Genomic DNA, 21,882 nt, shown 5'->3' with positions numbered 1-21,882 from the left:
TCAGCCGCCCGCCACGGCCGACCAGAGGCCCGGATACTCCGGCGCGCGCCGGGCGATCCAGGCGTCGAGCCCCTCGCGGAGGTCGGCGGTGGGCGCCATGCGGGCGAACTGCTCCGCCTCCACCAGCAGCCCCTCGGCGATGGGCAGGTTGATGCCGCGCGTCACCGCCGTGAGGATGGTGGCGACGGCGAGCGGGGAATGCACCAGGATGCGCGCCAGCAGGGCGCGCGCCGCCGGCAGCAGCGCGTCGTGCGGCACGACGGCGTTGACGAGGCCCAGCTCCAGCGCCCGCGCGGGCGGGAACGGCGCGCCGGTGAGCAGCAGCTCCATGGCCCGCTTGCGGCCGGCGAGGCGCGGCAGGCGCTGGGTGCCGCCGAAGGTGGGCGGCATGCCGAGGCGGATCTCGGGCTTGGCGAACATCGCCCGGTCGCTGGCGATGGCGAGCGGCGCCGCCTCCGTCACCTCGCACCCGCCGCCATAGGCCAGGCCGTTCACCGCCGCCACGACGGGCTTGCGGAAGGCCTCGATGCGCGCCGTGAGGCGCTGGCCCCGGGCGACGAAGTCCCTGAGCGCGGCCTCGGGGCTCTCGGCCACCGAGCGCGAGAACTCGGGGATGTCGCCGCCCGCCGAGAAGGCGCGGTCTCCCGCGCCGGTGAGGATGACGCCGGCGATGCCGTCGTCGGCGTCGATCGCGTCGAGGCGCTCCAGCAGCGCATCGATGGTTTCGTAGTTGAGCGCGTTGAGCTTTTCCGGACGGTTGAGCGTCAGCGTCGCGATCGTCCCATCCAGCTCCATGAGAACAGGTTGCGTCATGGTCCCGCTCCTCTTGATCGGTGTCGAAGCGAGGATGGGCGGGGACCGCCGTTGAGTATACTCACTCGTCAGTATACATTGGAGCGATGCCGAAGCCGTCGGGCACCCGCGAGCGCATCATCAAGGCCGCCTCGAAGCTGTTCTATGCCGAGGGGATCGGCCGCGTGAGCGTCGATGCCGTCGCCGAGGCGGCCGGGGTCACCAAGCGCACGCTCTATTATCATTTCGAGAGCAAGGACCAGCTCGTCGCCGCCTATCTCGATGCCCGCGACCAGCCCAACCTGAAGCAGATGGCGGACTGGTTCGCCGCCGCCGAGGGCGGGCCGGGCGAGAAGGTCGCCGCGGTCTTCGCCGCCCTCGGGCGCAGCGCGCGGCACCCGAAGTGGAAGGGCTGCGGCTTCCTGCGCACGACGGCGGAGCTCGCCGCCATGCCCGGCCATCCGGCGGTGAAGATCGGCGCCCGCCACAAGAGCGCGTTCGCGGACTGGCTGGCGGGCGAGCTCGCGCAGGCGGGCTTCGAGGCCCCCCAGGCCCTGACGCGGCATATCCTGCTGCTGCTGGACGGTGCCTTCTCCGCCTCCCTCCTGCACCGGGATGCGAGCTGGTTCGACGCCGCGGGCGATGCCGCGCGCGCCCTCGTCGCGGCGCATCCGCGGGCGCGGCGCGCCGCCGGCGCGGGGTGACGGCGGCCCGGCGCGCGGGCGGTCAGCCCGCCAGCTCGCGGGCGATGATGAGGCGCTGGACCTCGCTCGTACCTTCGACGATCCGCAGCACCTTGGCCTCGCCGAGCAGGCCGGAGACGTCGAACTCCTCGAACACGCCGTAGCCGCCGTGCACCTGGATGGCGATGTCGGCGATCTCGCTCGCCATCTCGCTGGCGAACAGCTTCACCATCGAGGTCTCGGTGCGGAACGGCCGCCCGGCGTCGGCGATGGCGGCGGCGTTGCGCACCATCAGCTCGGCCGCATGGATCTTGGTCAGCGCGTCCGCGAGCGGGAAGGCGACGCCCTGGTTGGCGAGGATCGGCGCGCCGCCCACCTTGCGCTCCGCCGCATAGGCGCGGGCGAGGTCCACGGCCTTGCGCGAGAGGCCGAGGCCGGTCGCCGCCACCAGGATGCGGCCGATGGACAGCGTGGTCAGGATCTGCTTCAGCCCGTCGCCCCGGTTGCCCACCATGTTGGCCTTGGGGATGCGGCATTCGTCGAGGTAGAGCTCGACCGAATCGGCGATGCGCCAGCCGATCTTGCGTCCCGCCTTGCCCACCCGGAAGCCGGGCGTGCCGACCGGCACCACGAAGGTCGACAGGCCCCTGGCGCCCTTTTCCGGGTCGGTCACGGCGATGATGGTGGAGAGGCCATGGAGCGGCGTGCCGCCGTTGGTCGAGAAGATCTTGGCGCCGGTGAGCACGAAATCGTCGCCGTCCTCCACCGCCCGGGTGCGGGTCGCCGCCACGTCCGAGCCGCCATGGGGCTCGGTGACGCCGAACGAGGCCACCATCTCGCCGCGGCACAGCGGGGCGAGCCATTTCTGCTTCTGCTCCGGCGAGCCGTAGCGGGCGATCACCGTCATCGGCGCGCTGTTGCACAGATAGATGGCGGCGAAGCCGGGCTCCACCCGGGCCAGGGTCTCGGCGACGATGGCGGCGCCGCGCGTGCCCATTCCGCCGCCGTCATAGGCCTCGTCATAGGCGGTGCCCATGAAGCCGAGGGCGAGGAACTCCCGCACCAGCTCGGCCGGGAATTCGTGGCGGTCCACGAACGGCTTGACGCGGGGGGCGAGCACCTGCTGGGCGAACGCCTCCAGGCTCGACTTCAGCAGGGTCTCGTCGTCGGACAGGTCGAGCAGCATGGCATCCTCACAGGGCTTTGGCGCGGAACGTGTCGAAGGTGGCGCGGGCGGCGGGGGCGGCGCAGTTGGCCGCGAACAGGAGGCTCGCCTCCACGTCCATGGCCTCGCCCTCGGCCATCACGTGGCGGGCGAAGAAGCGCTTGGTGGCGGCGACCGCGGGCGGCGGCAGATCGGCGAGCAGCGCCGCGTGGCGCAGGGCCGAGGCGAGCGCCTCGCCGTCGCCCGCCAGCCGGTCGGCAAGGCCCATGGCGACGGCCTCCTCGCCGGACAGGGCTTCCAGGCAGAAGCACAGGGTGCGGGCGCGCACGAAGCCGACGCGCGCCACCAGCGCCTTCAGCCCCCAGGGGGTGAGCCAGCCGATCGGCACCTCCGGCAGGCTCCAGCGCGAGCCCTTCGCCGCCACCACCAGGTCGCAGCAGGCGGCGAGGGTGAGGCCGCCGCCGATGGCGAAGCCCTCCACCGCCGCCACCACCGGCTTCGACAGGAAGCTCATGAGCCGGCCGAGGTCGCCGCAGGCCTGCTCGAAGCGGCGCATGGCGTCGAGCTCGAGGGCGCTGATGTACTTGAGGTCGCTGCCGGCGCAGAAGCCGGGGGCGGCGCCGTCGAGGACGACCGCCCGCACGCCTTCGTCCCGGTCGAGGCGCCGGAGCGCCGCGGCGAGCGCCTCCACCAGCGCGCCGTCCATGGCGTTGCGGCGCAGCGGCCGCAGGAGGGTGAGGCGGCGCACCGCCCCGTGGGCCTCTTCGGCGAGGACGCCGCTGGTGTCGGTCATGGACGCCCTCACTGGGTATGGGCCGGGAGCCACATGGCGATCTCGGGCAGAGCGATCACCGCGCCCAGCGCCACGATCTGGAGCAGGATGAACGGCCACACCCCGGCGAAGATGTCGCTCAGCGACACTTCCGGCGGCGCCACGCCCTTCAGGTAGAAGGCGGCCGGGCCGAATGGCGGCGAGAGGTAGGAGAGCTGCATGTTCATGCAGAACAGGATGCCGAACCAGACCGGGTCGTAGCCGAGGCTTTTGATGATCGGCACGAAGATCGGCATGGTGAGCAGCGCGATGCCGATCCAGTCGATGAAGCAGCCGAGCACGATCAGGATGCCCATCATCATCAGCAGCGTGCCGAGCGGGCCGAAGCCGAGGTCGAGGATCTCGCCGCGCAGGAAGTCGGTGCCGCCGGCCAGCGTGTAGATGCCCACCAGCGCCGAGGCGCCGAAGAAGATCCAGGTCACCATGGCCACCGTGCGCCCGGTCTGCACCACCGAATGGCGCAGGTTGGCGAGGGTGAACTGGCCGTTCACGGCGAGGATGACGAGGGCGCCGAGGGTGCCGAGCGCGCCCACCTCGGTGGGGGTGGCGATGCCGGTGTAGAAGCAGGTCATCACGAAGGCGATGAGCAGCGCCGGGGCGATCAGCTGGCGCATCTCGGCGAGGCGCTGGGAGAGCGGGACGGCGTATTCGCGCGCGTCCGGCGGCGGGGCGAGCTCGGGTCGGCGCCAGCAGAGGAACACCGTGTAGGCCGCATAGAGGCCGGCCAGCAGCAGGCCCGGCCCGATCGCCGCCATGAACAGCTTGCCGATGGAGACCTGGGCCACGAGGCCGTAGACGATCAGCACCACCGAGGGCGGGATCATGGTTCCGAGCGAGCCGCCGGCGCAGATCACGCCGCTGACGAGGCGCTTGTCGTAGCCGCGCCGGAGCATGGCCGGCAGGCAGACGAGGCCGAGTGTGACGATCTCGGCGCCGATCACGCCCACCATGGCCGCCATGATGGTGGAGGCGACGATGGTCGCCACCGCGAGCCCGCCGGGAATGCGCCCCACCAGCAGATGGAGCGACTTGAACATGCCCTCCACCAGGCCGCTGCGCTCCAGGATGCAGCCCATGAGCACGAACAGGGGCACCGAGATCAGGGCATAGTTGTTCATCAGCGTGAAGATGCGGCTGACGATCAGGAAGAAGCTCTCGGTACCGAAGAGGATGAAGCCGAAGACGCCCGCGGTGAACGCGGTCACGAAGGCGAGCGGAAGGCCGATCACCATCAGCGCGACCATGAGCGTCACGATCAGGAGCGTGCCGTATTCGATGGACATGGGATACCTGTGCCGGTCGGAGGGCGGGCGCGCTCAGTCGAGCGGACGGGAGGAGGCGTCGGCGGTCTCGGCCGGCGCCCCGACCTCGCCGCGCAGGCGGCGGGCGAGGTTCACCACCGCCTGCGCCAGCATGAGCGCGGCGCCGACGGGGATGGCGATCTTCATGACCATGGGCGTCGGCGCGTTCCAGGCCGTGCCGGTGGTTTCGAAGTCGTGGATCGACGGCAGGGCCTGGGCGACGCCGAACCAGACGAGCGCCACCAGCACGGCGATGATGATGAGGTCGGAGGCGATGTCCGACAGGTATTTCAGGCGGCCGGGCAGGAGGTTGTAGATCACGTCGATGCGCACGTGGTCGCCGCGCTGGAGCGCGCCGGCGCCGGAGAGCATGTAGTGGATGCCGGCGAGCGCGATCACGAGGTCCGCGCCCCAGACCGTCGGCGCGTTGAAGATGTAGCGCGCCGCCACGTCGTAGGCGGTGATCAGGAACACGATGAAGTAGATCCAGGCGATGGCGTCGCTGAAGGCGGCGCTCGCGCGGTCGAACCGGTTCATGGGGCTCTCCTCCGGGGGTGGGCGCGCGGGCGGGTCCCGCGCTCCCGCGCGCTCATTCTTGGAGCGGCCGGGCGAATCCGCCCCGGCCGCCGCGCGGGCCGGCCGGCCCGCGCTCCCTGGCCCGCGCTCCCTGGTGCGCCGGGCGCGGCGCCGGGCCGGCTGGGCCGGCCCGCGCGTCAGCCGATGAGGCCGCGGCTCTTGAGGTAGGCCACCTGGCCGTCCACGGCCTTCTTGCAGAGCTCGTTCTTCTGGGCGTACTGCTGCCAGACCTCCTCGGCGACGGTGCGGAACTTGCGCCGCCCGTCGGGGGTCCAGGAGATGAGCTCCACCTTCTTGTCGGCGAGGGCGACGGCGGTGGCGGCGTCCTGGCGCGCCACCGACTGGATCATGTCGCGGCAGAAGTCGCGCACGCCCACCGTCAGGATCGCCTTGAGGTCCGGGGTCAGCGCGTCCCAGCGGTCCTGGTTCACCGAGACGTCGCCCACCGGCATGGAGTGGAAGCCGGGGAACAGCGCCCACTTGGCCTTCTCGTGGAGGCCGATCTCGGCGTTCATGCCGAGCGTGCCCCAGTCGGCCGCCTCGATGACGCCGCGGTCGAGGCCGCTGAACACCTCGGTGCCGGGCAGGTTCACCGCCACCACGCCGAACTTGGCGAAGATGTCCGCCGACATGCCCTGCGGCAGGCGCATCTTCAGGCCCTTCAGGTCGTCGGGGCCGCGCACCGGGCGCGCCACGGGGATCGATTCCATGCCCCACCAGGCGACGCCGATGGGGTAGATCTTGAACGGCTTGTAGATCTCCTTCAGCAGATCGAGGCCGCCGTAGTTCTCGAAATAGTCCTGCGCCTGGTAGGGGGTGTCGTAGGCGCCGTTGAGGTCGCCGATGACGCCGAAAGCCGGGTTGCGGCCGGTCCAGTAGACGGTCGCGGGATGATGGCCGTCGAGCAGGCCGCGCGAGACCGCGTCCAGCGTCTCCTGCTGCCCCACCGCCGCGCCCGAGGCGAGGGCGGTGATCTGAAGCCGCCCGTCGGTCATGGCCTTGACGTTCTCGCAGAAGCGCTCGAACGCCTGCTGGTTCACCGTGCCCGCCTGCCACAGCGTCTGGATGCGCCAGCGGTGGGTCTTCTGGGCGATGGCCGGGGCGGCCAGCGTCGCCGAGGCGGCGAGCGCCGCGCCGCCCGCGATCATGTTGCGTCTCGTAACCATGTGCTCCTCCCTATGTGTTTCGGGCCGGATGGGGCCCGTTCTTGTTTTCGGCTTGGCTCGACCCCGGCTACCGGAACAGCGCCGGGTCCATCTTCGGCAGCGGGTCGGCGATCCGCACCGGCGGATAGGCCATCAGGTCGAGGATCTGGCTGCGGACGTCGATGCCGTCCGCCACCTCGGCGAGGACCAGCCCGTCGGCCTCGACCCGGAACACCGCCCGCTCGGTGATGATGAGCGCCTCCTGGCCCCTGTCGCGGACGCCGTCCTGGACCCGGTAGGTGATGCTGTCGGCGGCCTGGACGAACTTGCCCACCTTGCCCTCGCGGACGATGGAGAGCCGGCCGCCCTCGAAGGCGCAGTCGAGCCCGGCGGTGGTGAAGGTGCCGGTGAAGACGAGGCGCCGCGCGTTCGCCGCGATGTCGATGAAGCCGCCGGCGCCGGGGTTGGCGGCGCCGAACTTGCTGACGTTCACGCAGCCCGCGGCATCGAACTGGGCGAAGGCCAGCGCCGCGAACGGGCACAGGCCGCCGTCGATGAAGTCGAACTGGCTCGGCCCGTCCAGCAGCGCCTCCGGGTTCCAGTTGGCGGAGAACTGCCAGCCGCTCATCACAAAGCCGCCGAACGGGCCGTGCTCGGTGGTGAAGGGATAGTCGTAGAGGCGCTCGCCCGTGAGCAGGCCGTCCTCGGCCATCACCTGCGGCGTGTCGGAGGAGGCGCCGAAGCCGAAGATGGAGACCTCGCCCGGGCGCACCTCGCGAGCCGCGCGGCGGGCGATCACCTTGTCCGCCGAGATCGGCAGCGGGCCGAGGTCGAGCGGATGGTTCGCCATGCCGAGATAGCCCGCGTCGTAGTCGACGCCGGTGCTCATGACCATCTGCGGGTCCACCACCACCGCGTCCACCAGCACGCCGGGCACCCGCACCGCGGACACCGGGCGCGAATGGCGCGGCACGATCCGCCGCACCTGGGCGATCACCTTGCCGCCCGAGGCCTTCACCGCCAGGGCGATCTGGAGGTTGCTGGAGAGCAGCGGCTCGTCCTCCCACGAGAGGTTGCCGAACTCGTCGGCGGAGGCGGCGCGGATGATGCCCACGTCGAGCGGCCAGGAGGGATAGAACAGGTGCTCCTCGCCGCGGAAGCTGATGACCTCGATCAGGTCGTCCTTGCAGCGGTCAGTGAACTTGCCGCCGCCGTGGCGGGGGTCCGCATAGGTGCCGAGGCCGATCTTGGTGAGATAGCCGGGCGAGCGGCGCGCCACCTCGCGCAGCCAGTGCATGGTGGCGCCGATGGGCCAGGAATAGGCCTCCACCTTGTTCTCGCGGATCAGCCCCATCAGGGCCGGGCGCGCGCCGGTCCGCGGATTGACGGGGTTGATGTAGGAGCCGGACACGATGCGCTTCATGAGCCCTTCGCGGGCCACGTGGTCCATGCCGCGGATGTCCACCGCGTCGCCGGTGCCGACGGGAAAATAGAAGGTCAGCCCGCGCGGCGTGCCGGCGGCGGCGAAGCGCTCGCCCACCGCCTTGAGGACGGCGTCCGGCGTGATCCAGCCGATCACGCCGACGCAGGCCACCGTGTCGCCGTCGCGGATCAGGCCGGCCGCTTCCTCGGCGCCGACCACCTTGCTGCGCGCGTGGGAAAGGGGGGCGTTCATGCGGTCATCCCGAAGCGCTGGAAGGTGGCGTTGGCCGCGGCGCTGCGGCAGTCCTCGACGAACAGGCGGTTGGCCTCCATGTCCTCCGCCTCGCCCTGGGCCATCACCTGCCGGGCGAAGAAGCGCTTGGTGGAGGCCACCGCCTCGGCGGGAAGGCGGGCGAGCGCCTGCGCCTCCTCCACGGCCGCCTCCAGGGCGTTGTCGGCGAGGATGTCGGCGACCCCGAGCCGGTGCGCCTCGCCGCCGTCCACCGGGCGGGCGCCCCAGGTGAGGCGGCGCGCGGCGACCGGCCCGCAGCGGGCCGACAGGACGGTGAGGCCCCAAGGCGGAATCCAGCCGTTGGTGACCTCCGGCAGATGCCAGCGGGCGGCCGGCTCGGTGGCGACCACGTCGCAGGAGGCGGCGAGGATGAAGCCGCCGCCGAGGGCGAAGCCCGACACCGCCGCCACCACCGGCTTCGACAGGAAGGTGAGGGCGCGCGCGAAGGCGGCGGTGTCGGCCTCGTGCTCGGCCATGCCGTCCCGGTCGAGGGTGGCGAGCTCCTTGAGGTCCGATCCGGCGCAGAAGCCGGGCGCCGTCCCGCCGAGCACGATGGCCGCCACCGCCGGATCGCTGTCCAGGGCGGCGAAGCGCGCGCGCAGGGCGGCGACGGTGGCGTGGTCGAGGGCGTTGCGCCGGCGCGGACGGTCGATCTCGACGACGCAGACCGTCCCGCGGCGATCTTCCTTGATCATTGATGGCTCCTCTTCGAATGGGTCAGTCGAGCCGCGCGCCGTCGCGGTTCAGCACCTGCCGCAGGTCGCGGCCGTCGATGTCGCGGGGGCGCGCGCCCTCCTTCACGGCGATGGCCGCCGCATGGCCGATGGCGTGGCCGTAGGAGAAGCACTGGGCGGTGACGCGGGCCGAGGCGAGCGCCTCGTGCTCGGCGGACAGGCAGCGTCCGGCGACGAGGATGCCCTCGCCGCGCTCGGGCACGAAGCAGCCGTAGGGCACCTCGTAGACGTCCTCCATGAGCCATTCGAGCTTGGGCTTGGCGCCCGAATGCAGCTCGATCGGCCAGGGCGAGCGGGCGATGCCGTCGGCGAACTTGCGGCCCGCCAGCACGTCCGCGTTGGCGAGCCGGCTCTTGCCGACGATCTGCCGGGTCTGGCGCACGCCCACCTGCACGCCGGTGTCGTTGACGAAGGCCGCCTCGCAGCCGGCGATGTGGTTCCTGATGAACCGCTCGTACTGCCGGACCTGCTTCCTGCCCTCGATCTCCGCCTCGGTGAGGTCGGCGGCGACTAGCGGGTTCAGCTCGCGCCCGTCGCGCCCGATGACGCGGGTGACGTTGCACAGGATCTCGTTGGGCCGGGGGGTCGGGAACAGGAAGATCTTCGAACGGGGGAGCACGTATTCCCCCTGGGCGTGGAGCTTGGCGATCAGGTCGGAGACGTGGGGGCCGAGGATGGAATCCTCCCCTTCCGCCGCCTTCAGGCGGTCGACGTCCGCGCCCATCATGCGGAAGATCATGGTGGGGTTCTGCACCCGGCCCTCGTCGCCCACCGTGCAGGGCAGGCCCGCCATCACCGCGAGGTCGGCATCGCCGGAGGCGTCGACCACGAGTTTCGCCGTGGCGGTGAGCGGCCCCTGCTTGGTGTAGCCGCGCACGCCCCGCACCCGGTCGCCCTCGCACAGCGCCTCGGTGACGACCGTGTGGTAGACCACCTCGACGCCGGCATCCGCCAGCAGGTCGTCCGCGGTCTCGCGCCAGGCGAGCGGCTCGTGCACGCGGGTGAAGGTCTTGCCGTAGCGCACCGGCCCGGTGAGGCCTCCGCGCGCCTCCATGCGGGCGACGAACTCGTCGAGGAAGCCGAACACCGCCTGCACCGGCGGGCGCGCCGCGTCGTCGGAGGCCTCGTACATGCCGCACACGGTGCCGGAGAGGCCGGCCACCGCGGCGCCGCCGCAGAAGCCGTAGCGCTCCAGCAGCGTGACCTTCAGCCCCTGGCGCGCGGCCGTGACCGCGGCGGCCAGGCCTGCAGCTCCGCCGCCGACCACCAGCACGTCGCAGTCAAGCGCGATGGGGGACCGGTCATCCCGGCCCTGCCGTCCCTGTTCCACGCGTCTCGCTCCAGATATTTTTGTAATATATCGCAAAAATATCCAAAAATCGGACACCGTCAAGCGGGGCTTCCCTCCCGCCCGAAAATTCAATTCAAGTCACTACAAGAAATAGATATTCAGCGCTCTCGCTCGACGATGCGGCGGGTCAGCTGCTCCGCATAGTCGATCATGTCGTTCACCGCGCCGGCGGTGGCGGTCTCGTCGCCGCTCGCCACGGCGCGCAGCAGCGCGGCATGGACCGCCGTCACCTCGGGCAGGTCCTCGAGGTCGGGGTGATAGCGGAAATAGAAGCGGCGGGTGAGGATATGCAGTGGCTCCAGCGCCGCCGCGGCGAAGGGGTTGCCGGCGATCTCGGCGAGCAGGTGCTTGTAGATGAACTGCTTGCTCAGGAATTCCTTGATCTGCTGGGTGCGCCCGATCACCTCGAGCTCGTCGGCGATCTGCCGCAGCTCGCGCTTGTCGGAGGCCAGCACCCGCCGCGCCGCCCGCACGGCGACCAGACGCTCGAGCTCGCGGCGGGTCTCGATGACCAGCAACTGCGTCTGGAGGTCGATCGGCGAGATGACGATGCCGTGCCCGCGCACGATCTTCACCACATGGCCCACGGCGAGCCTCTGGAGCGCCTCGCGCACCGGGGTGCGGCCGATGGCGACGGCCTCGGCGATCGCCGCCTCCGACCAGGTGCTGCCAGGCGCGAAGGCCAGCGTCACGATGCGCTCTTCGATCGCCCGAAATGCCTCCGACGACAGGGATTCCGCTGACTTAACGTCAGGCTTGGCGTCCGGCTTGGCGTCGAGAAGCTTGGCTGGCTTGGTCACAGTCCGTCCCTGGCAGCGTACATCCCACTAACCCATTCAATTCACGTCCGCCTTGTCAAGGGAGAGGGCGCCACGCCGCCCGGTGGGTCCGGCGGCGGCCGGGCAGGCACCGGTCCGTTCACAGGTCGCCGCCGAGGACGGTGAAGATTCCTCAAAGTCATCACGGCGGGAATTTCCAGCATCGACCAGCACTTGCAGGAATGCGGCCAAATCGTGGCGCGGTTGGGCGTGCGCGCCGGGCCGTAACACGCAGAGGTTTTGCCCCGCTTTGTCGCCGCGGGGGTGGGTTACGGCTTTTCCGCGGTGCGGAAAGCGGCTAAGGAAAGGCGGGAACATTCGGGGGCTGCACCGCAATTCGAGGAGCCGTTGGGTTGGCGCGCACCACCTTCCTTTCGCCTGCCACGCGCACGCTTGCGGCCTTCAGGCTCATGCGCACGTTCACGGCCTTCGGCCTTCTGTGCGCGTTCTCGGCCTTCGGCCTCATGTGCACGGCGCTCGCCCTCGCGTCGCCGGCGCGCGCCCACCCCTATCTGCTGGTCGAGGCCGATTCCGGCCGGGTGATCGAGCAGCAGAACGCCGGCGCGCCCTGGTATCCCGCCTCCGTCACCAAGCTCATGACCGTCTATGTGGCGCTCTCCGCGGTGAAGGACGGGCGCGTGACCATGGACACGCCGTTCACCGTCTCGGCGCTCGCGGCCTCGCAGCAGCCGTCCAAGATGGGCTTCCAGCCCGGCACCAAGCTGACCCTCGACAACGCCCTCAAGATGCTGATGGTGAAGTCCGCCAACGACATCGCGGTGGTGATCGCGGAAGGCGTCGGCGGCTCCATGCCGGCCTTCGTCCAGGAGATGAACGCCACCGCCCAGCGCCTGGGCATGAACGGCACCCACTACGAGAATCCGAACGGCCTGCCTGACCCCGACCAGGTGACCACCGCGCGCGACCTCGCCATCCTCGCCCGCGCCATCATCTATCATTTCCCCGAGCACGAGATGCTGTTCCGCATCCCGGCGATCCGGTTCGGCAAGATCCTGCTGCGCAACTACAATCGCCTGATCGACCGCTATCCCGGCGCCGACGGCATGAAGACCGGCTTCATCTGCGCCTCGGGCTTCAACCTCGTCGCCACCGCCACGCGCGGCGGCAAGCGGCTGATCGCGGTGGTGCTGGGCGCCTCCTCGGCGGTGGGCCGCAACGAGGAGGCGGCGGTGCTGTTCGAGAAGGGCTTCCAGCACACCTGGTCGATCTTCGGCGGCGGCGCCAGCCTCGCCTCGCTGCAGAATGCCGGCGGCCCGCCCACCGACATGCGCGACGTGGTCTGCAACGCCAAGCGCAGGGGCACGGCGGCGGAGAACGAGGACGAGCTGGTCGGCGCCCAGAACGACGGCGGCTCGCCCTTCTCCTTCGCCAGCCCGGTGCAGTATTCGGGCGCGGTGCTGCTGCAGCAGCAGCTGCCGCCCTCCATGCCGCCGGTGCAGGTCTATGTGGGCGTCAAGGGCGCGCCGGCGGACCCGCAGAGCGCCATCGCCAGCAACAAGCCCCGCAAGAAGCCCGCCGTGCAGGAGGCCTCCCGCAGCACCGACGGCGCCGGCAAGCCGTCGGCGAAGCCGGCCGCCAAGCCGGATGCCAAAGCAGCTGCCGCCAAGAAGAAGCCGGTGGACACCGCGTCCGCTCCGGTGACGGCCGGCGCCGCGCCAACCGCCAAGCCGAAGCCCAAGCCCAAGGCGCCCGAGACCCAGGCGGCGCCGCTGCCGCCCTCCAAACCCCAGGGCTGACCCACGGGCATCGCCCGCGCACGCGGTCGGCAATCGTGCTAGATCGGGCCATGCCCGATCCTCGCGCCGCCGATTCTCGCGCTTCCGATCCGCGCGCCGCTTCCGAGGCTTCCGCGCGCCGTCCGCCGCCGCCCGTTCCGGTCACGGTGCTGACGGGCTTCCTCGGCGCCGGCAAGACCACCCTGCTCAACCGCCTGCTCGCCGATCCCGCGCTCGCCGACACCGCCGTGCTCATCAACGAGTTCGGCGAGATCGGCCTCGACCACCTGTTCGTGCGCGAGGTGAAGGAGGGGGTGGTCCTGCTCTCCTCCGGCTGCCTGTGCTGCACCGTGCGCGGCGACCTGGTGGCGGCGCTGGAGGAGCTGCTGCGCGGGCGCGACAACGGCCGCCTGCCGCCGTTCTCGCGCGTCATCGTCGAGACCACCGGCCTCGCCGATCCCGCCCCCATCCTGCAGACCCTCATGGGGCATCCCTATCTCGCCCTGCGCTACCGGCTGGACGGGGTCGTCTGCGTGGTGGACGCGGTGAACGGCGCCGCCACCCTCGACGCCCACGAGGAGGCGGTGAAGCAGGCGGCCATGGCCGACCGCATCGTGCTCACGAAGGCCGACCTGCTCGCCGGGCCGGCCGGGGAGGCGGCGCGCGGCGCGTTGCTCGCGCGCCTCAAGCGGCTCGCGCCGGCCGCTCCCGTCCTCGACGCGGCGGCGGGGGAGGCGGACGCCGCGCGCCTGCTGGAGGCGGGACTTTACGATCCCTCCGGAAAGATCCCGGACGTCGCCCGCTGGCTCGCCGCGGAGGCGGTGGCGGCCGGCGCCGCCGCCGGCGATCACCACCACCCGGACCCCAACCGCCACGACGGGCGCATCCGCGCCTTCACCCTCGCCACCGACGCGGCGATCCCGCTCTCGACGCTCGACCTGTTCCTGGAGCTGCTGCGCGCCACCCACGGCGCCAAGCTCCTGCGCATGAAGGCGATCGTGAAGGTGAAGGAGCATCCCGACATGCCGCTGGTGCTGCACGGGGTGCAGCACCTCATGCATCCGCCGGCGCGCCTTCCCGCGTGGCCGGACGACGACCACCGCACGCGCCTCGTGATGATCGTGCGCGACCTCGACCCGCAGGTGATCGAGCGCCTGTTCCACGCCTTCCTCGGCGTGCCGCAGGTGGACGCGCCGGATGCCGCCGCGCTCGCCGACAACCCCCTGGCCCCCCCCGGATTGCGCCCATGATTGACACCGCCGCCGGCGTGCTCGGCTTCTGGCTCGCCGCCGGGCCGGACAAGTGGTTCACCGCCGACCCCGCCTTTGACGCGGCGGTGCGGGAGGCCCTCCTGCCGCTGCACGAGGCGGCGGCCGCCGGCCGGCTCGACGGCTGGGCGCAGGCGCGGGAGGGCGCGCTCGCGCTCGTCCTGCTGCTGGACCAGGTGCCGCGCAACCTCTTTCGCGGCACGCCGCGCGCCTTCGCCACCGATCCCGCCGCGCTGGCGGTGGCCGAGGCGGCGCTGGCGCGCGGCGACGACGATCCGGCGCGCCTGGGGGACTATTCCGCGCTGGCGAATTTCTTCTATCTGCCGCTGATGCATGCGGAGGACCCGGCGCGGCAGGCGCGCTGCGTCGACCTCTACCGGCAGGCAGGCGACGAGAACGGGCTGAAATACGCGCTGATCCACCAGGAGATCATCGACCGCTTCGGCCGCTTTCCCCACCGCAACCCCATCCTCGGGCGGGACATGCGCCCCGAGGAGCAGGCCTACCTGGACCAGGACGGCTTCAGGGGGTGAGGCGGGCCAAGACGCCCTCCGCCGCCGCCCGGCCGGTGGAGAAGCAGGCCTGGAGCAGGTAGCCGCCGGTGGGCGCCTCCCAGTCGATCATCTCGCCGCAGACGAAGGTGTCGGGGCGGGCGCGCAGGGAATAGTCCGCCGCCACCTCGGGCCAGGCGATGCCGCCGGCGGTGGAGATGGCGCGCGCGAGCCCGGAGGTTCCGGTTACGGTGACCGGCAGCGCCTTCACCAGCGCCGCGAGCGCCTCGGCACTGCGCGGGGCGTCCGGTCCCATGGCCTCGCGCACCAGCCCGGCGGCCGGCGGCGCGAGGCCCGCCGCCTTGCGCATCAGGTTCGGGAAGGAGAGCTTGCGCGGCGCGGCGGCGAAGCGCGCGGCGAGCAGGTCCTCTTCCACGTCCGGGCGCAGGTCGACGATGAGACGGGCCGGCCCGGCCGCGGTGGCGCGGCGCAGGCGCTTCGACAAAGCGTAGACGGCGCCGCCTTCCAGGCCTTCCTCCGTTACCATCGCCTCGCCGCGCACCCGCACGCCGTCGATGGCGAGCGCGATGCGCTTCAGCGGCGCGCCGGCATAGCTCGCGCGGTAGGGCTCGGACCAGGGCACCTTGATGCCCATGTTGGCGGGCGCGAAATCGGTGACGCGGACGCCCTTCTCCCTGAGCAGCCCGGCCCAGGCGCCGTCCGAGCCCAGGCGCGGCCAGGAGGCGCCGCCGAGCGCCAGCACGGTGGCCGCCGGCGCCTCCGCGACCGCGCCCTCGGGCGTGTCGAACAGCAGGCGCCCGGCCTCGTCCCAGCCGCGCCAGGCATGGCGCGCATGGAAGGTGACGCCGGCGCCGGAAAGCCTGGCGAGCCAGGCGCGCAGCAGCGGCGAGGCCTTGAAGCTCTTGGGGAACACCCGCCCGCTGGTGCCGACGAAGGTCTCCTCGCCGAGTCCCTGGGCCCAGTCCATGAGGGCGGACGGCGGGAACGCCGCCAGCGCCGCCTGGAGCTGGTCGCCCGCCTCGCCGTAGCGGCTGACGAGCCGCTCGAACGGCTCGGAATGGGTGAGGTTCAGCCCGCCGCGCCCGGCCATCAGGAACTTGCGCGCGAGCGAGGGCATGCGGTCATGGACCGCCACGCGGAAGCCGGCGCCGGCAAGGCGCTCGGCGGCGGCGAGGCCCGCGGGGCCGGCGCCGACGATGGAGACGAGCGGCGCGTCGTTCTCACAGACCATGTCCGTCATTTAAGCGCGGCCGCGGCGATTGGAAAGGGTGGAGGTGTCTGCGGCCCGCGGTATGCTGGGGAGGATCGGCGCCTGCGCCCCGCGCGGCGGCCCGTGCCGCAGTTCGCGAAACCGGAAATCCGATGCCTCCGTCCCGCCGCCTGATCGTCTCCTCGCTGCTCGCGGGCCTCGCCGCGCCGGGCGCGCAAGCGGGAACGGGCGCCGGCGCGGCGGACGTCGTCGAGACCGCCTGGAGCCTCGGCGGCCTCGAGGGCACGCTGCTCACCCCTCGGGCGGCGCGGCGCGCGCTCGGGGTGCTGATGATCGCCGGCTCCGGCCCCACTGACCGCGACGGCAACGGCCCGGGCCTTGCCACCGACCTCTACCGCCGCATCGCCGAGGGCCTCGCCGCAGCGGGCCATGCGGTGCTGCGCTACGACAAGCGCGGGGTGGGCGGCAGCCGGGCGGCGGCGCGGCGGGAGGAGGATCTCTCCTTTCCGGTGATGGAGGCCGACGCGCGCCTCGTCCTGCGCTCCCTGGCGGCGCGGGCGGAGGTGCGCGGCGTGGTGCCGCTCGGCCACAGCGAGGGCGCCATGATCGCCACCCGGCTCGCTTGCAGCGAGGCCGTGGCCGGCCTCGTGCTCATGGCGGCGCCCGGCCGTCCGCTGGGGGTGGTGCTGATGGAGCAGCTCGCCGCGGCCGGGCTGCCGCCGGAGCTCATGGCGCAGAGCGAACGCATCCTGGCGGCGCTGGCGCGGGGGGAGGCGGCGGCGGACGTTCCGCCCGCGCTGGCATCGCTGTTCCGTCCCTCGGTGCAGCCCTATCTCGCCTCGGTCATCGGCGTGGACCCCGCCCGCGATCTCGCGGCGGTCGGCGTGCCGACGCTGATCCTGGCCGGCGGCCGCGACCTCCAGACCGGCGAAAGCGATATCGCCGCGCTCGAGGCGGCGCGGCCCGATGCGCGGGTGGTGCGCCTCGCGGCGGCCAACCACGTGCTCAAGCCGGCACCGGCGGACCGGGCCGGCAACATCGCCGTCTACGCCGATCGCGCGGCGCCGCTCGATCCTGGCGTGATGCCGGCGCTCGAAGGCTTCCTTGCGACCCTGTCCTAGACCATGGGCAGCGGCCGCCGGCCGTTGACGCCGCTGGGGCAGGGCGAGGCTTGCGCGCGCGGCGATTGACGCGCGCTCCCGGTCCCCCTATAAGCGCCCCCGAACTCAGGCGGCTCCGGCGGCCGGAGCCCAGCCCTCATTCCTCGAGCCGATCTCGCCTGTCGAGCCGATCGAGCGGGCATCGGCGCAAGGCGCCGTGGCAGCGATGCTGCTGGGGTCCGTGTCATCGCGGCGGCCACAGGAACCCCGGAGACCAGACCCGTGAAGCGCACCTATCAACCGAGCAAGCTCGTGCGCAAGCGCCGCCACGGCTTCCGTGCGCGCATGGCGACCCGCAACGGCCGCAAGGTCATCGCCGCCCGCCGCGCCCAGGGCCGCAAGCGCCTGTCCGCCTGAGAGGTGGAGACCGCGGAGCTGCCCGTCGTGGATCGCCTCCGCAAGCGCCGCGACTTCCTCGCCGCCGCCAAGGCCGCCCGCGCCGGCGTGCCCGCCTTTCTGTTGCAGGCGCGTGACCGGGGCGATGCGGGCGAGGTCCGCGTCGGCTTCACCGTGACCAAGAAGACCGGCGGCGCCGTGGTGCGCAACCGCATCCGCCGCCGCCTGCGCGAGGCGGTGCGCCGCGTCCTGCCCGGCCGTGGCCGGCCCGGCTACGATTACGTGCTGGTGGCGCGCGCCGAAGCCCTGCGCGCGCCCTTCGCCGATCTGCTCGGCGACCTCGAGCGCGCCGTGAGCCGGGTCAACGCCCCCGGCAAGCCCAAATCCCGCCCCAATCTGTCAGCGATCCCACGGCAACCGGGGATCGACGCCCCCGCCGACGGAGGCCATTCGCAATGAGCGACAACCGCAACATGTTCATCGCCATCGCGCTGTCGATGGCGATCCTCATCGGCTGGCAGTATTTCTTCGGCATGCCCCAGGCGGAGCGCCAGCGCCAGGAGCAGCAGCGCATCGCCGAGCAGCAGGCGGCCCAGCCGGCGCAGCCCGGCTCCGCCGCTCCGGCGCCGGGAAGCGCGCCGGGCGCTGTGCCCCAGGCCGGCGGCGCCGCCCCTGCGGCCGCCGCGCCGCTCTCCCGCGCCCAGGCGCTCGCCGCGAGCCCGCGCGCGCCCATCGCCACGCCGAGCCTGAAGGGCTCGATCGCGCTGCGCGGCGCCCGCGTCGACGACCTGGAGCTGACGCAGTATCACGAGACCGTCGACCCCAAGAGCCCGAACATCGTGCTCCTGTCGCCCTCGGGCGCGCCGAACCCCTTCTATGCGGAGTTCGGCTGGACCTCGGCCGCCGGCGCGAGCCTGAAGCTGCCCGGCGCGGACACCGTCTGGACCGCCCCCGCCGGCGCCACCCTGACCGAGAAGACGCCGCTGGTCCTCACCTACGACAACGGCCAGGGCCTGATCTTCCGCCGCACCTTCTCGGTGGACGACCACTACATGTTCGCGGTCAAGGACGAGGTGGAGAACAGGACCGGCGCGCCGGTCACGCTCTATTCCTACGCGCTGGTCTCGCGTCACGGCCGGCCGAAGATCGAGGGCTTCTACATCCTCCACGAGGGCCTGATCGGCGTGCTGGGCGAGAGCGGCCTGCACGAGATCACCTACGCCAACATGGAGAAGGAGAAGCAGGTCACCGCCGCCGCCACCGGCGGGTGGCTCGGCATCACCGACAAATACTGGGCGGCGACCGTGATTCCCGACCAGAGCGTGAAGGTGGACGGCAAGTTCTCCGCCGGCATGATCGGCAACGTGCCGACCTTCCAGGCCGACTTCCTCGCCGCGCCGCTCACGGCGGAGCCGGGCGGCACCATCGCCGCCAACGGCCAGCTGTTCGCCGGCGCCAAGGTGGTGCAGCTCGTCGACGGCTATGCCGAGAAGTACAAGATCGACCGCTTCGACCGGCTGATCGACTGGGGCTGGTTCTACTTCATCACCAAGCCGCTGTTCCTAGCCATCGACTGGATCTACGGGCTGGTGGGCAATTTCGGCGTGGCGATCCTGATCATCACCGTGGCGCTGAAGCTGGTCTTCTTCCCGCTCGCCAACAAATCCTACGCCTCCATGGCGAAGATGAAGGCGGTGCAGCCGGAGATGACCGCCATCCGCGACCGCTACGCTGACGACAAGGCGAAGCAGCAGCAGGCGCTGATGGAGCTGTACAAGAAGGAGAAGATCAATCCGGTGGCGGGCTGCCTGCCCATCCTGGTGCAGATCCCGGTCTTCTTCGCGCTCTACAAGGTGCTGTTCGTGACCATCGAGATGCGGCACGCGCCGTTCTTCGGCTGGATCCGCGACCTCTCGGCGCCCGACCCGACGACCATCTTCAACCTGTTCGGCCTGATCCCCTGGGACCCGGGCTCGGTGCCGGTGATCGGCTCCTACCTGCTGCTGGGCGCCTGGCCGATCATCATGGGCATCACCATGTGGGTGCAGATGAAGCTGAACCCGGCGCCGCCGGACCCGACCCAGCAGATGATCTTCAACTGGATGCCGCTCATCTTCACCTTCATGCTGGCGCACTTCGCCGCCGGCTTGGTCATCTACTGGGCGTGGAACAACACGCTCTCGGTGGCGCAGCAGGCGCTCATCATGAAGCGCCACGGCGTGAAGATCGAATTGTGGGACAACATCCGCGGCATGTTCTCGAAGAAGGCGCCGGCCAAGAGCTGACGCCAGGGACCTTCCCGCACGCGAACCGCGCACGGCGCCAGCCCCCGGCTGGCGCCGTCGCCGTTTCCGGGCCCGCCCTCAGGCCGCGCGCAGCTGGCCCCTCAGGTGGTCGATGAAGAAGCGGATCTTGGGCGGCACCAGCGTTCCACTCTTGTAGGCGGCATAGATCGGCATGGCGTCCGGCGGCTCGAACGCCTGGAGCAGCCGCACGAGGCGCCCGGCACCGATGTCCTCCAGCACGCGCAGATCGGTCATGCGGCCGATGCCGAGGCCGGAGATCACCGCCTCGTAATTGCCGTGGCCGCCGTTCACCACGTAGTTGCCCGACACCTTCAGCGTCGCCGGGTGCCCGTCGATGCGGAACACCCATTCGTTGGTGGTGAGCCCGAGGCGGCTCATCATCAGGCAGTTGTGCCCCAGCAGGTCGTCCGGATGGGCGGGGGCGCCGAAGCGGGCGAGGTAGGACGGCGCCGCGCACAGGATCTGGCGGCTTTCCGCCACCTTGGTGATGCGCAGCGCCGAGGGCTTCTGCTCGCCCCACCTCAGGCCAACGTCGTGCTCGGCCAGCGCCGGGTCGATGAGGTCGTCGGACAGGTCGAGCTGGATCTTGATGTGCGGGTGGTGGGCGACGAAGTCCGGCAGCAGCGGGATCAGCTTGTGCAGCCCGATCATGATCGGGCTGGTGATGCGCAGCGTGCCGCGCGGCGCCTCGCCGAACTCGCTCACCAAGAGCTCGGTCTCCGCCACCTCGGCGAGGATGTTGGTTCCGCGCCGGTAGAAGGTCTCGCCCGCTTCGGTGAGGCTGAGGCGACGGGTGGTGCGGTCGAGCAGGCGCACGCCGAGGCGCTTCTCCAGCCCGTCGACGCGCCGGCAGACGGCGGAACGCGTGACCCCGAGCGCCTTGGCGGCGGCGGCGAAGCTGCCCCGGTCGACCACGCTGGTGAAGATCGTCAGCTCGTTGAGTCCGCTCATGGCTTTCCAATTGGTGCGCTGAACTCAACAGTATGTATCGCCCCCGGGGAGTTTCTCGCAAGGGAAACAGCCCCTAGGGTCTCCTTCGCGCCGCAAAGAGCGCTGTCGAGAACAATTGCAAACTGGGCAGGAACGGACCAGGACGAGATGCGCGATTGACCGCGCCCGCCTTATGCCGCACCCGCTCACTGGTGATCTTTCGGAAGCGTGCGGTGCGGAATGGACGGGTCCAAGGCGAGCAAGACGGCTCTGGTGATCGGCGCCACCGGCGTGTCCGGCCGCGCGCTCGTCGAGCACCTCACGCGCCAGCCGGACTGGCGCGTGATCGCCGCCTCCCGCACGCGGCCCTATTTCGAGACCACGGCGGATTTCGCCGCCGTCGACCTCATGGACGCGGCGGGCGCGGCGCGGGCGATCGGCGCGCTCACCGACGTCACCCACGTCTTCTATACCGCCTATCTCGACCGGCCGACGGTGGCCGAGACGCGCGAACCCAACACCGCCATGTTCGCCAACGCGCTGGCGGGGCTCGCCGCGCTGCCGCGGCTTCAGCATGTGTGCCTGCTGCAGGGCACCAAGTATTACGGGCAGTATCTCGGCCCCTTCAAGACGCCGGCCAAGGAGCGCGACGGGCGCATCGGCGTGCCGCATTTCTACTATGACCAGGAGGACCTCCTGGTCGCCGCCAGCGCGAAGGGTGGCTTCTTCTGGTCGGCGGTGCGCCCGCACATCATCTGCGGCATCTCCATCGGCAACCCGCTGAACATGGTGAGCACCATCGCCGCCTACGCGGCGATCCGGCGCGAGCTCGGCCTGCCGCTCACCTTCCCAGGCAAGCCCGGCGCCTTCACCGCGCTCTACCAGGCGACCGACGCCGGGCTGCTCGCCCGCGCCATGACCTGGATGGCGACCACGCCCGCCTGCGCGGGCGAGGCGTTCAACATCACCAACGGCGATTTCTTCCGCTACCAGAACCTGTGGCCGCGCTTCGCCGCCGATTTCGGCATGGAGGCGGGCGGCGTCGAGACTCAGGACCTCGTCGCCGAGATGGAGCCGAAGGCGGCGCTCTGGGACGCCATGGTGGCGAAGTACGCCTTGAAGCCGATCCCGCTCGGCCAGCTCGCCGGCTGGCGCTTCGCCAACTACGCCTTCGCCAACGACTGGGACGTGATGAGCGACACCACCAAGTGCCGCCGCTACGGCTTCCTCGAATTCATCGACAGCGAGGAGATGTTCCTCGGCTACTTCGGCAGGCTCCGGGAAATGAAGGTCATTCCGTGAGGTGCCGCGCG

21 protein-coding genes are annotated in these 21,882 nt (G+C 71.2%); 9 read left to right on the top strand and 12 right to left on the bottom strand.

What is annotated here, in order from left to right:
* Complete coding sequence (locus V5F67_RS01700) at nt 1-813, bottom strand: crotonase/enoyl-CoA hydratase family protein (RefSeq protein ID WP_394022132.1); 813 nt, start codon at nt 811-813, stop codon at nt 1-3.
* Nucleotides 814-899: 86 nt separating this feature from the next.
* Here V5F67_RS01700 and V5F67_RS01695 point away from each other — a divergent pair, with 86 nt between their 5' ends.
* Nucleotides 900-1,496: a TetR/AcrR family transcriptional regulator gene (locus V5F67_RS01695; protein ID WP_394022133.1), complete on the top strand. Its 597-nt coding sequence runs from the start codon at nt 900-902 to the stop codon at nt 1,494-1,496.
* 22 nt (nt 1,497-1,518) lie between these two features.
* Here V5F67_RS01695 and V5F67_RS01690 read toward each other — a convergent pair whose 3' ends face one another.
* The 9 genes from V5F67_RS01690 to V5F67_RS01650 form a co-directional block, all read right to left on the bottom strand.
* On the bottom strand, nt 1,519-2,661 hold the full coding sequence (locus V5F67_RS01690) for an acyl-CoA dehydrogenase family protein (protein WP_394022134.1): 1,143 nt from the start codon (nt 2,659-2,661) through the stop codon (nt 1,519-1,521).
* A 7-nt stretch (nt 2,662-2,668) separates the two neighbouring features.
* Entirely contained in the window at nt 2,669-3,433 is a 765-nt protein-coding gene (locus tag V5F67_RS01685) for an enoyl-CoA hydratase/isomerase family protein (RefSeq protein ID WP_394022135.1), read from the bottom strand.
* An 8-nt stretch (nt 3,434-3,441) separates the two neighbouring features.
* Complete coding sequence (locus tag V5F67_RS01680; RefSeq protein ID WP_394022136.1) at nt 3,442-4,755, bottom strand: TRAP transporter large permease; 1,314 nt, start codon at nt 4,753-4,755, stop codon at nt 3,442-3,444.
* Nucleotides 4,756-4,788: 33 nt separating this feature from the next.
* On the bottom strand, nt 4,789-5,310 hold the full coding sequence (locus V5F67_RS01675; protein ID WP_394022137.1) for a TRAP transporter small permease subunit: 522 nt from the start codon (nt 5,308-5,310) through the stop codon (nt 4,789-4,791).
* Between the two features lie 176 nt (nt 5,311-5,486).
* Entirely contained in the window at nt 5,487-6,515 is a 1,029-nt protein-coding gene (locus tag V5F67_RS01670; RefSeq protein ID WP_394020440.1) for a TRAP transporter substrate-binding protein, read from the bottom strand.
* 67 nt (nt 6,516-6,582) lie between these two features.
* A complete protein-coding gene (locus V5F67_RS01665; protein ID WP_394020442.1) occupies nt 6,583-8,169 on the bottom strand; it encodes an acyl CoA:acetate/3-ketoacid CoA transferase in 1,587 nt (528 codons plus the stop codon).
* Nucleotides 8,166-8,903, bottom strand: coding sequence for an enoyl-CoA hydratase/isomerase family protein (locus tag V5F67_RS01660; RefSeq protein WP_394020444.1), 738 nt, complete (start codon nt 8,901-8,903; stop codon nt 8,166-8,168). Before V5F67_RS01660 ends, V5F67_RS01665 begins: the two co-directional genes overlap by 4 nt.
* A gap of 22 nt (nt 8,904-8,925) precedes the next feature.
* The gene (locus tag V5F67_RS01655) at nt 8,926-10,272 is read right to left on the bottom strand and encodes an FAD-dependent oxidoreductase (protein ID WP_394020446.1); all 1,347 of its coding nucleotides are present in this window, start codon (nt 10,270-10,272) and stop codon (nt 8,926-8,928) included.
* A 119-nt stretch (nt 10,273-10,391) separates the two neighbouring features.
* Nucleotides 10,392-11,093 carry a GntR family transcriptional regulator gene (locus tag V5F67_RS01650; protein WP_394020448.1) on the bottom strand — a complete coding sequence of 234 codons (702 nt, stop codon included), beginning with the start codon at nt 11,091-11,093 and terminating at the stop codon, nt 10,392-10,394.
* 371 nt (nt 11,094-11,464) lie between these two features.
* On the opposite strand from V5F67_RS01650, the gene V5F67_RS01645 reads away from it, so the two are divergent.
* Genes V5F67_RS01645 through V5F67_RS01635 form a run of 3 tightly spaced genes read left to right on the top strand, consistent with a single transcriptional unit; the run spans nt 11,465 to nt 14,648 of the window.
* Nucleotides 11,465-12,868: a D-alanyl-D-alanine carboxypeptidase family protein gene (locus V5F67_RS01645; RefSeq protein ID WP_394020450.1), complete on the top strand. Its 1,404-nt coding sequence runs from the start codon at nt 11,465-11,467 to the stop codon at nt 12,866-12,868.
* A gap of 50 nt (nt 12,869-12,918) precedes the next feature.
* Entirely contained in the window at nt 12,919-14,097 is a 1,179-nt protein-coding gene (locus tag V5F67_RS01640; protein ID WP_394020452.1) for a CobW family GTP-binding protein, read from the top strand.
* Nucleotides 14,094-14,648 carry a DUF924 family protein gene (locus tag V5F67_RS01635; protein ID WP_394020454.1) on the top strand — a complete coding sequence of 185 codons (555 nt, stop codon included), beginning with the start codon at nt 14,094-14,096 and terminating at the stop codon, nt 14,646-14,648. The genes V5F67_RS01640 and V5F67_RS01635 overlap by 4 nt, the downstream gene beginning before the upstream one ends.
* Here V5F67_RS01635 and V5F67_RS01630 read toward each other — a convergent pair.
* Complete coding sequence (locus V5F67_RS01630; protein WP_394020456.1) at nt 14,638-15,858, bottom strand: TIGR03862 family flavoprotein; 1,221 nt, start codon at nt 15,856-15,858, stop codon at nt 14,638-14,640. The two genes, V5F67_RS01635 and V5F67_RS01630, sit on opposite strands and share 11 nt — an antisense overlap.
* A 131-nt stretch (nt 15,859-15,989) precedes the next feature.
* Here V5F67_RS01630 and V5F67_RS01625 point away from each other — a divergent pair, with 131 nt between their 5' ends.
* The 4 genes from V5F67_RS01625 (at nt 15,990) to yidC (ending at nt 19,618) form a co-directional block, all read left to right on the top strand.
* The gene (locus V5F67_RS01625) at nt 15,990-16,958 is read left to right on the top strand and encodes an alpha/beta hydrolase (RefSeq protein WP_394020458.1); all 969 of its coding nucleotides are present in this window, start codon (nt 15,990-15,992) and stop codon (nt 16,956-16,958) included.
* Nucleotides 16,959-17,219: 261 nt separating this feature from the next.
* Complete coding sequence (rpmH, locus tag V5F67_RS01620) at nt 17,220-17,354, top strand: 50S ribosomal protein L34 (RefSeq protein WP_238122056.1); 135 nt, start codon at nt 17,220-17,222, stop codon at nt 17,352-17,354.
* Nucleotides 17,355-17,357: 3 nt separating this feature from the next.
* Nucleotides 17,358-17,792, top strand: a complete 435-nt coding sequence (gene rnpA, locus V5F67_RS01615) for a ribonuclease P protein component (protein WP_394020461.1) — start codon at nt 17,358-17,360, stop codon at nt 17,790-17,792.
* Nucleotides 17,789-19,618: a membrane protein insertase YidC gene (gene yidC / locus V5F67_RS01610; protein WP_394020463.1), complete on the top strand. Its 1,830-nt coding sequence runs from the start codon at nt 17,789-17,791 to the stop codon at nt 19,616-19,618. The genes rnpA and yidC overlap by 4 nt, the downstream gene beginning before the upstream one ends.
* Nucleotides 19,619-19,696: 78 nt before the next feature.
* Here yidC and V5F67_RS01605 read toward each other — a convergent pair whose 3' ends face one another.
* Complete coding sequence (locus tag V5F67_RS01605; protein WP_394020465.1) at nt 19,697-20,590, bottom strand: LysR family transcriptional regulator; 894 nt, start codon at nt 20,588-20,590, stop codon at nt 19,697-19,699.
* Between the two features lie 219 nt (nt 20,591-20,809).
* Between V5F67_RS01605 and V5F67_RS01600 the strand changes: the two genes are divergently transcribed.
* Nucleotides 20,810-21,871 (top strand): SDR family oxidoreductase, encoded by a 1,062-nt coding sequence (locus V5F67_RS01600; protein ID WP_394020467.1) that lies wholly within the window; start codon nt 20,810-20,812, stop codon nt 21,869-21,871.
* Nucleotides 21,872-21,882 lie beyond the last annotated feature (11 nt).

The organism is Xanthobacter pseudotagetidis (genome assembly GCF_043194795.2).
Classification (GTDB): domain Bacteria; phylum Pseudomonadota; class Alphaproteobacteria; order Rhizobiales; family Xanthobacteraceae; genus Xanthobacter; species Xanthobacter tagetidis_A.
Note: the sequence above shows the minus strand (reverse complement) of the source record. Positions and strands in the feature narration are given on the sequence as shown.